At 46.8% G+C, this 14545-nt stretch carries 7 protein-coding genes and 1 tRNA gene; 4 read left to right on the top strand and 4 right to left on the bottom strand.

The genetic code is table 11. The annotated features are described in order from the left end of the window. Window positions 1-154 precede the first annotated feature (154 nt). Window positions 155-727 carry a PEP-CTERM sorting domain-containing protein gene (locus HA050_RS20365; RefSeq protein WP_166830182.1) on the top strand — a complete coding sequence of 191 codons (573 nt, stop codon included), beginning with the start codon at window positions 155-157 and terminating at the stop codon, window positions 725-727. 35 nt (window positions 728-762) lie between these two features. Here the strand turns inward: HA050_RS20365 and HA050_RS20360 are convergent, their stop codons facing one another. Together HA050_RS20360 and rarD are read right to left on the bottom strand one after the other, a co-directional pair. Continuing rightward, window positions 763-3582 carry an IPT/TIG domain-containing protein gene (locus HA050_RS20360; RefSeq protein WP_166830181.1) on the bottom strand — a complete coding sequence of 940 codons (2820 nt, stop codon included), beginning with the start codon at window positions 3580-3582 and terminating at the stop codon, window positions 763-765. Window positions 3583-3827: 245 nt separating this feature from the next. After that, the gene (gene rarD, locus HA050_RS20355) at window positions 3828-4730 is read right to left on the bottom strand and encodes an EamA family transporter RarD (protein ID WP_166830180.1); all 903 of its coding nucleotides are present in this window, start codon (window positions 4728-4730) and stop codon (window positions 3828-3830) included. 808 nt (window positions 4731-5538) lie between these two features. Here rarD and HA050_RS20350 point away from each other — a divergent pair. Then, the gene (locus tag HA050_RS20350; protein ID WP_205836526.1) at window positions 5539-6987 is read left to right on the top strand and encodes an aminoacyl-histidine dipeptidase; all 1449 of its coding nucleotides are present in this window, start codon (window positions 5539-5541) and stop codon (window positions 6985-6987) included. Window positions 6988-7038: 51 nt separating this feature from the next. Here the strand turns inward: HA050_RS20350 and HA050_RS20345 are convergent, their stop codons facing one another. Beyond that, entirely contained in the window at window positions 7039-7359 is a 321-nt protein-coding gene (locus HA050_RS20345; protein ID WP_166830179.1) for a DMT family transporter, read from the bottom strand. Between the two features lie 226 nt (window positions 7360-7585). Continuing rightward, window positions 7586-8335 carry a c-type cytochrome gene (locus tag HA050_RS20340; RefSeq protein ID WP_166830178.1) on the bottom strand — a complete coding sequence of 250 codons (750 nt, stop codon included), beginning with the start codon at window positions 8333-8335 and terminating at the stop codon, window positions 7586-7588. Window positions 8336-8481: 146 nt separating this feature from the next. On the opposite strand from HA050_RS20340, the gene HA050_RS20335 reads away from it, so the two are divergent. After that, window positions 8482-8558, top strand: a tRNA-Arg gene (locus HA050_RS20335). Window positions 8559-9513: 955 nt separating this feature from the next. After that, window positions 9514-14448 carry a DEAD/DEAH box helicase gene (locus HA050_RS20330; protein ID WP_166830177.1) on the top strand — a complete coding sequence of 1645 codons (4935 nt, stop codon included), beginning with the start codon at window positions 9514-9516 and terminating at the stop codon, window positions 14446-14448. The last annotated feature ends 97 nt before the right edge of the window (window positions 14449-14545 follow it).

Here is a 14545-nt window from a genome sequence, read left to right as displayed (position 1 = left end):
TGTTTTTTGCTTGCATGAGTCATTGCTTATATTTGAATGTGTAAATTCAGATGGTAAAAAATTAATTACTGGCTATGATATTTCAATGAAAGTAATTAATTTTATATTTATATGTAACTTTATAAATATATTAGCGTAATCTTCTGGAGGGGCCATGAATACTTTTAAATCTTTTGTACTAGCCGGCATATTTGCACTATCTGCCATATTATCAGCGCCTGTGGCCGCTCAGCTGATTGATTTTGACACGCTGGGGCCAGATAGTGCCCCGATTGCAAATGGTTATGCGGGCTTTAACTGGTCTAATTTTGCTTCTTTATCCGGGGCGTATATTCCGGGTTCTGGCTTTGAGGCGGGTGTGGTTTCCGGGCCAAATATTGCTTACAACGATGGTGGCACTGCGGCCTCTTTTTCCAGTGATACGGCATTTACGCTGCTTGATCTTTATGTTACCAAAGGCTATGAATCCGGCATTACGCGCTTTCAGGGCTATGTGGGCGATACGCTGACTTTTACTCAGGATGTTTTTTCAACGACAACGTCCCCCACGCATGCGGTGTTTAACTGGGCGGGTTTAAGCAAAATTGTGCTTACTTCTGAAACGGGTGTTGCATATTCTGCTATTGATAATATTCATATTGCTGCAGTACCAGAGCCGGAAAGCTATGCGCTGATGGGGATGGGGGTGTTGGGATTACTGGCTGCCAGAAGGCGTAAAACCAGATAAATAAAAAATGGCCGGTTCAAAACCGGCCATTTTTTTTAGCGCTGTAATCGAATCAAACTTGGGTTTAAGCCATCAGACAGCGATAGTTCAAATTGCCCCCCGGCAGGAACGCCAGCCAGATTAATCGCTATTTTTCCGCCTTGCACCTGATGCGCAAGCAGCTGGCGGGACTGCCCAAGGTGCATCACGCTCAAATAAGGGTAGCGTTTGTTATCCCAGTTCATTACTAACTTACCTGCTATTTCCTGCCACTGTACTTTTGCACCGCTTGGGTTTCCGGCTATTGCACCCGCCCGTGTCTGGCCTTGCTGGCTGCCGATTTTCTTCCCTTTATGCCAGACCTCAATGCCTGTTAAAGCACCTGTTTGGGGGATGCTGACAAAAAAGTGCGTTACAGCGCCTTGGGCATCGGCAACTTCAACCGGGTTAAAGCGCTGAATAATCGCCTTGCCATTGCTTTGAATTAAATGCAGCTCGTAATCGCCCTGGGTAACTGCTTTGGTATTGCCGCTGCGAAGGGTGACCGGATCAAAGCTCACACCTGTTGCGCTGATGCTGCCAGAAATATCCATCAGCTTCATGGGGATAGAATATCCCGCTGCTGTTGGTGCAAGAGCGTAGTTATGCTGCTCCAGGAATTCCTGAACCTTTGCGTAATTGTAGTCAGAGAACCAGCTGCCATTGCAATAGCCCATGATGTCTGAATTACTATTTTCATCCAGTGTGAGCAGGCGATTGCTTGTTGGATCAAAAGGCAGTGTGTCGCCAATTTTGCCTCCCGCATAAGGGAAGCTGCGGTCCGGGTTGCCTACGCCACCGCAAGGTGCGTGGGGTCTGCTCAGATTGTGTCCAAGCTCGTGGCCCATAGTGGTTAAATCTTCATCGTAATTTGCATCAAGGCCAATGGCCGTGGTGTTTGCATTGCTTGAGCTGGTTGGATTGACATAGCCAAGCCCTGCAATGCCGCCGCTAAATTTGGGGTCTGGCACGAGGCCATAATAGTGACGGCCACTGCCTTCTTTGATACGCAACTGGCTCAGCTCTGAAAGCGCACGGCTCCAGCCTGCCGAGCCTGTGTTTGCTTCATCAATGCTTTTCATTTCTGTGGTGGAGCTGACTGTGGTCAGTGTATACGGGCTGCGAAAGCTGATTTTGAGCGAGCTGCCAGCCAGCGGGAACAACCTGCTCAGCATTTGCCGCACAGAGGCCTCATCAGGCGCTTTGGCGCTAATGAGCTTGCCCTTGCCATCGTTATTAATTTGTAAGGGCACCAGTACCAGATCCATATTAGTGGCAAGGCCCACGGCCGGGCTGATGCTTTTGCTGGAGCCGTTGCTTACTTTTTGATCAGGATCGACGTCAACCCGCAGGTTCAGCCCTTGTTTGATCCATTTTTCAGGCAGTTTTACATTAAAACTTTGATCCAGCTGGTTGCGGGCAACGGATGAAGGCACAAAAGCCGGCCCGCTCATTTCTAATGGCTGGCCCTGGGAAACACCATTCAGTGTGGCACTGAGCAATACGCGCGGGCTGCTCAGCTTATTGGCGCTGGTGGTGAGGCTGGCACGAACAATCGTCGTTTTACCAGGCACCAGCCGCTGATAGCTTTCTCCCACTAATTGCGAGTAGTTTTGTACTACGGCTACGCTTTCTAAATTAATGGTTGGCTTCACCGGGGCCACTACGGTTGGCGGAAGAACAACTAATTTAAAATTGCCGGCAGAGACCGTTTGCGTGCCCGATTTTAATACCACTTCTCCATTGCCATTTGCAGGGATTTGCACCAGCAGCTGCGTGGCCGTTTTGCTGATGATTTTGGCGCTGATGCCTGCCACGCTCACACTCGTCACCGTGTCTAAGCCCTGGCCAGAAAGCGTAATTTGGCTGTCGGCCTGGCCGCTTAAAGGGCTCATGGCACTGACGCTGACTAAGGGCGTCACTTCAAAGCGGGTATTGCTTTGTAAGCTGCGTTTCCCCCACATCAGTGTGATCGGGCCGCTCTGTGCATTGTCAGGAACGCTTACGCTAAGCTGGCCTTCGCTGCGGCTGCGAATCACCGCAGTTTGCTTATTGGCAAATATAACTTGTTCAATTTGCTCAATCCCCTGGCCTTGCAGGCTGATGGTTTGCCCGGGCAAGCCCGCAGCCGGAAGCAAAGCAGGCTGGGCAACGGTTTGCCAGATTTGAATGGCTTGCGCCAGAGTGATCATGTCGCCGTTTTTGTCTTCAAGACTGATAAACCCTGAACGTGCGCTTGCAGGGATGCTGACGATATATTGATTATTAGTCTGGCTGACCTTAGGCAGAATTACGCCGCCCAGACGAATACTTTTTACCTGATTTAATTGCTTGCCACTCAGCACAAGCGTATCGCCAGTGTTAAGTTCTGTGCTTGAAAACGTGTCGACCCCAGGACCTGCAATGGTGATTTTTTGGGCAGACTGAATCACAGAGCCCTCTTTTTGCAGCGTGACTGCGCCTGATTGGGCTTCAGAAGTAATGGTAGCTTCAATTTGCTGGTCGGAAATAACTTTAAATGGCAGCTCTGCCTGATCAATTAATACTTTTTTAACCTGAGACAGGCCAAGCCCCCTGATCATAATCGTGACACCTTCGCCCGCTTCAAGGGGGCTGATGGTATCGATACTAAAAGGTGATGCAGGAGGAAGTACGGGGATGACAGGGGGGGGAGTAGTGCCTACCAGTCCCGTAGAATTGCCCGGTGTGCCAGGATTGACCGGCGCATCACTGCCGCCCCCTCCGCCGCCACATGCGCTGATTGTCAGTACCAGGCTTACACTGAAAAGTGATCGTATGGTTTGTTTGGGTGCGAGTTTTGCAATGCTTGAAAACACAGAGAATCCTGAGGCGTATTTAAAATGGGCTCAGTCGATCAGGGATGGTTTCGTATGCCGAATGAGTGCCTTGGATTCTATGCAAATCAAACAATTGTTTATGTAACACGTACTACGTAAGTATTTCCTAATATATTGGATTTAAACAGATGCGAATATGGTTTTATCCAAATCTGATAAGCGGATTGAATGAAAAATGATTCTGTTTGATACCCGCCCACCATGTGGCCGTTTTTGTTTTTAACCTAAATGCTGATGCCGGATTTTCTTTGCTGATGCAGGGTATGTGCGCTTTGCCAGCAGGTCAGCATAATACCCAGCCAGATTGGAATATAAGTTCCTAAGCCAGCGGCACTGAAGGGTTCTCCAAGTACAAACAGCGAGATAAAAAAGAGTAAAACCGGCTCAACGTAGCCCAAAATACCAAGCAGGCCGATTGTCAGCAATTTGCTGGCCATTAAATAACAAACAAAAGCTGTGGCCGTCATAATGCCAAGGCAGGGTAATAAAACCCAGAGCATGGGCGTTGTGTGCAGGGCATCTGTTGCAGCAGGGTGCAGATAAATCATCAGCGCCGCTACGGGTAAAATAAACAGGGTTTCTATTAAAAAACCACTAAATGGGTCGAGGTGTAAGGCGCGGCGTATCATTAAATAAGGCGGATAGCCAAGCGCGGTTACTAATGTTACCCAGGAAAAAGCGCGCGTCAGCCATAATTCATGCATTACACCGAGTAGTGCAAAAAAAACAGCCAGCCATTGCAATTTGCTGGGGCGTTCTTTGTAAATAAAAAAACCGACCAGCACCATTACAAGCGGTAATAGAAAATAGCCGAGTGATACTTCTTGCAGGCGCCCTTCTAAGGGGGCCCACATAAACATCAGTTGTTGTATGGCCAGTAAAAGCGCATTGACTGGAATAGCCAGCCAAAGTATCGGTTCGTGTCTGAAGCGCTGTAAGGTACTGCGCATTTTCTCCCCGTGTTTTAGCAAGGCTAAAAGCAGCAGCATGGCAGGCACAGTCCATACTACGCGCCAGGCAAAAATGTCTAAGCCTTGAAGAGGGGTGAGCTGAGTGCTGTACCAGCCTAATACAGAGAAAACCAGCGAGGCAATGAGGGAGAGAAATAAACCTTGGCCAGACAGCATGGGTGATCTTTTTGCAGTGAAAATGGATGTTTGATGTGTTTTTTTGCAATAAGGGAATCGATGGTCCCTTGGTTTTTCTGAGAGGGCCACCAATGGCTGGGCTGACCCCGTGAAAAACACTGCTGATAATACCACTTGTCATGAGATGTTAGCAGTGTCTGTTATCCCTCCTTTTAAACGGAAAGAAGCCTCATATATAATGCGCGCCTGCTTTTTATTGTGTGAATAAATGGCTGCTTTTTTATCCGGGATTGTTTTTTAATGCGTCTGCCCGTTATTGATCAAAAACAATGTTCATGCCTGCGCATGAGATAAGCCGTTTCTGAAGTGAATACTCATTTAGCGGCTGGAAAAATAAATAAAACAGATATAAAGTGAAATTGAATCAGCCATTTTTGCATCCGTCTTTTGTCAAGTGGCTGCAAGGGAAAATACAGCTTGGTAAAAGGTCGTTTTCTGTTGAATGTTTAGCGTCTTTTTTTGCATGACGGATCATTTAGTCTGTGGCATTCTGTTGTTTTGAAAATTTACAATTAAAACAGAGTCTGGGGCCATTGTTGCGATTCATCATTTTTAGCCGTATTTATCCATAAAAATTAATTATTTACTCCCAGTTTTTTATATAAATGGCCTGTGTCATTTGTCATTTATTTGTAAAAAGACCGTTTCCATAAAAATATTGATTAGAAAAAAACGGGCCTCCTTGCATACTTATTATCCGGTGTCGCAGTAGATTGCTTAGAAATTCTTTATAACCCCGTTTGCCTGCCTGGCAAATTGCTGTATCTGTCATTGACTGAGATTAATCATGGTAATTACTGATCTTGCTCCAAACCTATTGTGGCGTCATTTTGATACGATTTGCCGCTTCCCTCGGCCATCCCGGCATGAATCGGCCCTGCGTGATCATATTCAGGCCTGGGCTACAGCGCGTGGCCTGCATGCACAGCTGGATAAGGGCGGAAACTTAATTATCCGTAAACCTGCCTCCGAGGGCATGGAAGACAGACAAGGCGTGGTCTTGCAGGGGCATTTGGATATGGTTGCGCAAAAAAATGCCAGCCATAGCCATGATTTTATGAAAGATCCCATTCAGACCCGTATTGAGGCGGGCTGGGTGCATGCCGAAGGGACAACCCTGGGCGCAGATAATGGAATTGGTGTGGCTGCAGCACTGGCCATGCTTGAAAGCAATTTACCTCATGGCCCGCTGGAAGTTTTACTGACGATTGATGAAGAAAGCGGTATGACCGGCGCACGCGCGCTGGAGCCGGGCATATTGCAAGGCCAGCTGCTCCTGAATCTGGATACCGAAGAATGGGGCGAAGTTTACGTTGGCTGTGCGGGCGGGGTGGATATCAGCCTGTCGCGTAAACTTAGCACAGAGCCACTTGCTGCTGGCTTTGATGTTTTTGAAATTTCTTTAACCGGCCTCGTGGGCGGGCATTCAGGGGTAGATATTCACCTTGAGCGCGGCAATGCAATTCGCTTGCTGGCACGCGTGATTAATGCAGCCTGCCGTGATATTGAGGCCAAATTAGTTTCATTTAATGGCGGCACTTTACGCAATGCCCTGGCGCGTGAAGCCTTTGCTAAAATTTCGGTAGCTGCTTGCGATGCCCCGCGCCTGGCTGAAATTGTGGATAGTCATCAGGCTTTATTCCGCGATGAATTAGCCGGCACCGATCCTCATTTATCTATTGCCCTCAAACCATCGGTGGCCGATTTGGTGCCGGTGGCCGCTCATGCCCGGCTGGCGCTGGATATGCTGCTGGCACTGCCACATGGTGTACGCTGCTGGAGCAAATCTTTACCCGGCGTGGTGGAAACCTCAAATAATCTGGGCGTGGTCAGTGTTGATAATGGCCGCTTTGAGGCCGTGTTAATGGTGAGATCGCTCAAAAACATCCGCATGCGTGAGCTGGCCGATGCCATTACTGCAGTGGGCCGCCTGGGGGGATGTCTGGTAGAGGAAGAAGGCGAATATCCTGGCTGGACGCCTGATCTGAAATCAACTGCTTTAGCACTGATAGAAAACGTATATCAGCAGCGCTATGGTGAAAAGCCAAAAGTTCAGGTTATTCATGCTGGCCTGGAGTGCGGCTTATTGGGCGCTGCTTACCCAAAGATGGATATGGTGTCTTTTGGCCCTACTATCCGCGGTGCACATTCCCCTGATGAGCGCGTCGAAATTGCCTCTGTGGCCTCTTTCTGGGAATTGCTGGTTGATACCCTGGCTGCAGTACCAAAAGCCTGAGTGAACGCCATGCAAAAAGGCCAGCTTATTTAAGCTGGCCTTTTTTTATATTTAACTTGCCATTTTCAGGCCGACTACGCCGCTGACAATCAGGCATAAAAAGAAAATTCGGACAGAGCCCAGCGGATCACCAAACAACATAATCCCGCCTATTGTTACACCCACAGCGCCAAGGCCAGTCCAGATTGCATAAGCTGTACCTGCAGGTATCCCTTTCATTGCATAAGACAGCAGCGCCATATTTAAAAATGAAAGGGCAACAGAGCCTGCAATCACCCAGGGATTGGGGTTTAATTGAACATACTTAAGTGATAAAGCCCAGACAATCTCAGTAAATACAGCAACACCTAATACCAACCAATAATTAAACATAAAAAGTGCCTTGCACACCACGGGCTGACAGATCACACCATATCGGAAACCCGGAAGAAATACGGTGCGGGCCATACAGATTTAAACGAGCGATTGCCGAATTAAACCAATGGCATAGAGAAGCCGTTATTTTCGGTGAAGCAAGGGGAAGCAACAAGGGAAATTATTACTCGTAAGCAAAAAAAGCGGGCAATCAATGCCCGCTTTTTATTTCCAGACAGCAAGCTTACTTGCTGCTATTGATCAGATACTGCGCAGCTGCAGTAAATTCTGCATCAGAGCCGCTATAACCGCCTTTCGGTGGCATCGCGTTCAGGCCTTTTGTTGCAATTGCAATCGCGCTGTCAACACCATCTTTCAAGCGTGGAGCCCATGCTGCTTTATCGCCAAACTTAGGCGCGCCTGCCAGACCCGCTGCATGGCAAGCCATACATACTGAATCGTAAATTTCTTTGCCTTTAGTCGCTGGGTCAACCGCGCCGCCAGCTGCTGCGCCTTCCACTTTAGGTTCTTCAAACTTAGCGCCACCGGCATTTGCCATATAGGCCACGGCACGCTTGACTTCGTCATCTGTTAAATCAGCTGCGCCACCTTTAACCGGCATGGCGTTAAAGCCTTTGATCGCATGAGTCCAGAGTGTTTCAAAGCCTTTAGAAATACGGGCACCCCAGGCACCTGCATCAGCAAACTTTGGTGCACCGGCCAGGCCAGTGCCATGACAGGAAACACAGACTGCTTCGTAAACCGCTTTACCGCTTTTTGATCCGGGAGGGCCACCATCTACAATCTTGATGCTGCCCACTGGCTGCAAGCGCGCTGAAACTGCCTCAGTCGTCATGGTCGAGCGAGTGATATCAACACCACTGCCTGACGTAAACAGCTTGATAAGCAGATAAACAAATAGCGGCACCCCAATCACTGCCGCCAGAATCATGCCAGCAATGCCCTTTGACGCTTTCACGCTGCTACCGCTCATTGTCATCCCTTTTTATGTAAGTTCATGAGTTGGAAATAAAACCATATACGATTGAGGGTGATTATACCGACATTTTGCAGCAAGGAACAAAGCCTGCACGTAGACTGGGGCGCATAAACACGTTATTATGCGGTCCTTCCTGTCGTGCGCTCATAGCTCAGTTGGATAGAGTGTCAGTTTCCGAAGCTGAAGGTCGTAGGTTCGATTCCTACTGGGCGCACCAACCAAATCAAGTACTTAGCTATTATCACTGCTTGCATTCACTGCAAAAAAGCAGTTTATGGTTACAGTTATGGTTACAGTCTGTTTTTTTGCTGTAGCAAGCTCACTTTTTCTTTTCCCCGATTGATAATCACTTTAAGTGCAAAAAAATCGTAGTACTTATACGTCAGTCGCTGCTATTTTTTGAGCGATCTGCCATCAGGCCTCTTTCTTAGTTGAGCATTGTCTACTTTTTGTCTGAGATCATGGGCGTTTTAAATTTACCCGAAAACGTCTGAGTCCTGATCCTGGCGTGTATGGGAGTGCCCAAACTTACTGAAGTGAATGGAAAGCAATTTAGCAGTCATTGGGCGCTGAAAAATGCTTACTCCAGATCCGGCTGAGCATGCCGCAGTACCCTGCCTCGCGTGCGCACGCGTAAAGGCCTGAAAAATACTGCTCTGCAGGCTTCTGCATTTACCTGGAAGCTGTGATTAGTTGGCTAACGGGCAGGCACCATTCTTTGATGCGATGGCTGTGCTTATCCACAGTAAACAGCGGATTATGCGCATCTCAATAAATGTGCTGTGAACCACTCTATGCCTTTAACTTATTGTTTTAATTGGAAATGTAAAGCTAAGAATTGGGCTGTTATTTGTTTTTTTTATATACTAAATAGTATTTTTTTACCTCTGATAATATAGCCCGTTTATCCCATTTATTGCTTGTGCATATGTTTTCCCTGAAAAGTACCCGGTACTTTGGCGGTACTTTAAGCGGTACTTTTATCAAATCAGGCTTTGGGGCAAAGTACCGCTGCTTGATACGATCACTTCTCTTTTTGAAAGTCACTTTTCCCAGCAGAATCGCCCCCAAAACCAAGTCCTTGCTTTAATATGTCGGCACTTTAGATATGCAGCATATTTGCAGCTTTCGCCCCGCAAACGACTGACCCAATCCCCTAGAAGCCCAAGAAAATGACCCCCTTACAAACGCTACTCTCAACTTATCGTCAAGCCTCAGAAACACAACGTGAAAAAGGGACTTATTTTGAGGAGTTGATTTGTTGCTACTTGCGAAATGAAGCCACTTACCGTGATCTTTACAGCAAGGTGTGGACGTATTCAGCTTGGGCTGATGAGCAAGCTTTAGATAAGCGGGATACCGGTATTGATTTGGTGGCAGAAACTCACGGTACGGGCGAGTTTCATGCCATTCAGTGCAAATTTTACGCGCCTGATTACCGTGTACAAAAGTCAGATATTGATAGCTTTTTTACCGCCTCTGGCAAAAAAACATTTAGCCACCGCGTGATTATCACGACCACCAATCATTGGGGCGTGAATGCTGAAGATGCATTGCAAAATCAGCACCCGCCGGTAAGTAAAATTGATTTACAAGATTTAGAAAATAGCCAGATTGATTGGGCACAGTACCAGCCAGAAGCCGCTGTGCCGGTACTCAAAGTTAAAAAGCAATTGCGTCCACATCAAGAAGGCGCTTTGGCCGGTGCAGAAAGAGGCTTGCAAGATGCAGACCGAGGCAAGCTCATCATGGCTTGCGGTACAGGTAAAACCTTTACCAGCTTAAAGATTGCTGAAAAGCTGGCAGGCACGGGCAAGCGGGTTTTATTTTTAGTGCCTAGTCTGTCTTTGCTCTCGCAAACGCTCACCGAATGGACACAAGAAAGCGTAACGCCATTGCATAGCTTCGCTGTTTGTTCTGATAGTGATGTGGGTAAACAGCGTAAAAAAGATGATGACGTGGTGCAAACCTTTACCCATGAGCTGCGTTACCCAGCCACAACCGAGCCAGCCCGCTTAGCGCTTGAAGTGGCGAAGCGCCACGATGCCCGTCATATGAGCGTGGTTTTCTCGACTTACCAATCTATTGAAGTAATCAGCAAGGCGCAAAAAGAACACGCGCTGGCCGATTTTGATTTAATTATTTGCGATGAGGCGCATCGCACCACCGGCGCTACTTTTGGTGATGCGGACGAATCAAATTTTGTAAAAGTACATGACGCTGACTTTATCAAAGCGGCCAAACGCCTGTATATGACCGCCACACCGCGCATTTATGGCGATAGCGCCAAAGCATCCGCAGAAAAAGACAGCGTTGCTCTCTGCTCTATGGATGATGAAGCCCTGTATGGCAAAGAGTTGTATGTGATCAATTTTTCTGAAGCCGTGCGCCAAAAGCTTTTGGTCGATTACAAGGTGCTGGTTTTAGCCGTCGATGAAGCCCACATCAGCCGCAGTTTGCAAAAGCTGCTCGCCAGCGATGATAACCAGTTAAAAGTAGACGATGCCGCAAAGATTATTGGCTGCTGGAAAGGCTTATCTAAGCAAGATACCCAAGCGGATTTATTGGATGATGCCAATCCAATGCGCCGTGCCTTGGCTTTTTGCCAAGTGATTGAAGCCAGCACCACCAGCAGAACACATAAGGTCAGCTCTAAAAACATCGCCAGCATGTTTTCCAGCGTGGTAGAGGCTTACAAAGAGCAAGAATTTGCAGAAGACAACGCTTCGGTCACTTTGCAATGCGAAGCCGAGCACGTTGATGGCGGCATGAATGCCAGCCAAAAAGCAGAAAGATTATCGTGGCTAAAAGCAGAAACGCCAGATAACACCTGCCGTATTCTCAGCAATGTCCGTTGCCTATCCGAAGGTGTGGATGTGCCCGCTCTGGATGCCGTGCTCTTTCTTACCCCGCGCAATTCTCAGGTTGATGTAGTGCAATCGGTTGGCCGTGTAATGCGGCTGGCAGAGGGCAAGACACGCGGCTATGTCATCTTGCCGGTGGTAATTCCTGCTGGTGTAGAGGCGCATGATGCCTTAGATGATAACAAGACTTACAAGGTAGTCTGGCAAGTGCTGCAAGCCCTGCGCTCGCACGATGATCGCTTTGATGCGATGGTGAATAAGCTGGATTTAATTGGCCGTGATACCTCCAAAATGGAAGTCATCTCCATTACCGATAAAATCACTAAAAAAGATAAAAAATCGACCGGCACTAGCAATAAAGACGCGGGTAAAAGGGAATATAAGATTGGCGAGGCTGTGCCCAAATATAGCAAAGAAGATCAGGCAGAATTGCAATTCGAGATTGGTGAAATTGAACGGGCTATTTACGCCAAAGTCGTGCAAAAATGCGGCAATCGCCATCACTGGGAAGACTGGGCGAATGATATTGCCAAGATTGCCCGCACCCACATTACCCGCATTACCACCATTATTGAAAACACAGAAAATATCAAAGAGCGCGAGGCTTTTTACGCCTTTGCCAATGAATTACGCGACGATCTAAACGACAGCATCAGCGATGCCGAAGTGGTAGAAATGCTGGCCCAGCATTTAATTACCAAGCCGGTATTTGATGCGCTATTCAGTGATTACAGCTTTGCCTCTAACAACCCGATGTCTTGCGCCATGCAAGCCGTGCTCGATATCTTGCAAGAGCATCGTTTAGATAAAGAAGCCGATACGCTAGAGCGCTTTTACCATAGCGTAAAACAGCGCGCCGAAGGCATTGAAAACGCCAATGGTAAGCAAAAAATCATTGTTGAGCTTTACGAAAAATTCTTTAAAAACGCCTTCCCACGTATGACCGAGCGCTTGGGTATTGTCTATACGCCAGTCGAAGTGGTGGATTTTATTATCCATAGCGTAGATCACATTCTAAAAACAGAATTCGGCCAAAGCTTGGGTTCTGACGGCGTGCATATTATTGACCCATTTACCGGTACGGGCACATTTATTACCCGCCTGCTGCAAAGTGGCTTAATTTCTAAAGAGCAATTGCAAGCCAAATACAAAGGCCAAATCCATGCCAATGAAATTGTGCTGCTGGCCTATTATATTGCCGCTATTAATATCGAAGCGGTTTATCACAGCATTGTCGGTGGCGACTATGTGCCATTTGAAGGCATTTGCTTGACTGATACTTTTCAGATGTATGAAAAGGAGGATTTGGTAGACCAGCTTTTAGTAGATAACAGCGCAAGGCGTAAAAAGCAAAAGGCATTGGATATACGGGTGATTATTGGTAATCCGCCTTATTCGGCTGGGCAGGATAGCGCCAACGACAATAATCAGAATGTGGCTTATCCCGTGCTGGATAGTGCAATTCGTGAAAGCTATGCTGCTCGCTCAACGGCGACAAATAAAAATGCACTTTATGACTCCTATATTCGGGCGATTCGTTGGGCTTCTGATCGCCTTGGTGATAGCGGTGTAATTGGCTTTGTGACCAATGCTGGGTTTTTAGAGGCAAATACTGCCGATGGGCTACGTAAATGTTTGGCTGATGAATTTAGCAGCCTTTACGTCTTTCATTTGCGTGGAAATCAGCGAACTTCTGGCGAGCAGTCTCGCAAAGAAGGTGGCAAGATTTTTGGTAGTGGTAGTCGTGCGCCGATTGCGATCACTTTATTAGTTAAAAATCCACAAGCTGAGCAACAGGGGCAAATCTATTGGCATGATATTGGTGACTATCTCAGTCAACAGCAAAAGTTAGGCATAATTTCGGATTTTAAAAATATTGAAGGAATCACGATTGCAGATCGCTGGAAAAAAATCACCCCTGATGAATATGGTGATTGGATAAAACAACGCGATGATAGTTTTACAAAGTTCATTGCACTAGGAGATAAACTTGATCAGTCTTCTGTGACCATCTTCAAAAATTACTCTAATGGCGTAAAAACAAACCGCGATGCATGGTGCTATAACGCCTCGAAGCAGAGCCTCGCAATCAATATGAAATCAATGATTGATTTCTATAATGGCGAAGTTTTGAAATATAAAGAAAGATGCGAAGGGAAAACAAAAGATCAGTACCCTGATCCAGATGCTATTGCAAGTACGGATACAACAAAAATTAGTTGGAATCGAGGACTAAAAAATGATCTTGCTAGATTCATTCAGCATGAATTTAGGAAGTCCGCATTAGTTTCATCCCTCTATCGTCCCTTTACAAAATCTTATGCTTATTTTGATAAATATATGAATGATATGGTTTATCAGATGCCTAAGCTTTTTCCAATCGATGGTGGTGGAAATTTAGTTATTTGTGCAACAGGTCGTGGGTCGAGTAAAGATTTTTGTGCATTTATATCCAACCAATTGCCTGACTTAGAAATGATTTCAAAGGGTCAATGCTTCCCACTCTATCTCTACGAAGCACAAGCTAATAAAACTGCAGAAGCAGATGCCCAGCAAGGAGATATACTTGCAGATCTTGATGAGCAAGTAGTTGAGGAAAGTAGCCAAGGCTACACCAAGAAAGACGCCATCACCGACGAAGGCTTGGCGCATTTCCTTGCGGCTTATCCTGATGAAAAACTCATTAAAGAAGATATTTTCTATTATGTTTACGGCTTGTTGCACTCACCTGATTACCGTGATCGCTATGCCGATAATCTAAGCAAAGAATTGCCACGTATTCCTTGTGTAAAAACAGCGGCTGATTTTTGGGCTTTTAGTCAGGCAGGGCGGCAATTGGCGGTCTTGCATCTGGATTATGAAACCGTGCCGATGTACCCCGCCCAAGGTCTGGATTTAACCCTCAGCGCTACGGATTACCGTGTGGAGAAAATGAAGTACGGCAAGAAGGGCAAAGATAAAGATTTAAGCACGCTGCATTACAACCATAAAATCACCCTTACGGGTATTCCATTGGAAGCGTATGACTATGTGGTGAACGGCAAACCGGCTTTGGATTGGGTAGTAGAGCGCCAATGCGTGAGCACGCATAAAGACAGCGGTATTGTGAACGACGCAAACGATTGGGCCTGCGACACCATGAATAACCCCCGCTACCCGCTAGAGCTATTCTTGCGCGTGGTAACGGTATCGCTAAAAACAATGAAAATCGTCAAGGCTTTGCCCGCATTAAATCTGGCTTAATCGCCTGCCAGTTAAAAAAGCTTCATCCTTGCTTGGATGGGGCTTTTCTTTAGTCAAATTAACTTTTTTTGCAGAGCAGAGTTTGATGTTTGCAAAT

It is taken from the genome of Iodobacter violaceini (assembly GCF_011601265.1).
GTDB classification, from domain to species: domain Bacteria; phylum Pseudomonadota; class Gammaproteobacteria; order Burkholderiales; family Chitinibacteraceae; genus Iodobacter; species Iodobacter violaceini.
This window is presented reverse-complemented; position numbering and strand designations above follow the sequence as displayed.

Bases quoted from the DNA above. Each gene is read 5' to 3' on its own strand.
- HA050_RS20345 (WP_166830179.1), bottom strand. From the start codon at position 7,359: ATGTTTAATTATTGGTTGGTATTAGGTGTTGCTGTATTTACTGAGATT.
- HA050_RS20365 (WP_166830182.1), top strand. From the start codon at position 155: ATGAATACTTTTAAATCTTTTGTACTAGCCGGCATATTTGCACTATCT.
- HA050_RS20330 (WP_166830177.1), top strand. From the start codon at position 9,514: ATGACCCCCTTACAAACGCTACTCTCAACTTATCGTCAAGCCTCAGAA.
- HA050_RS20350 (WP_205836526.1), top strand. From the start codon at position 5,539: ATGGTAATTACTGATCTTGCTCCAAACCTATTGTGGCGTCATTTTGAT.
- rarD (WP_166830180.1), bottom strand. From the start codon at position 4,730: ATGCTGTCTGGCCAAGGTTTATTTCTCTCCCTCATTGCCTCGCTGGTT.
- HA050_RS20340 (WP_166830178.1), bottom strand. From the start codon at position 8,335: ATGAGCGGTAGCAGCGTGAAAGCGTCAAAGGGCATTGCTGGCATGATT.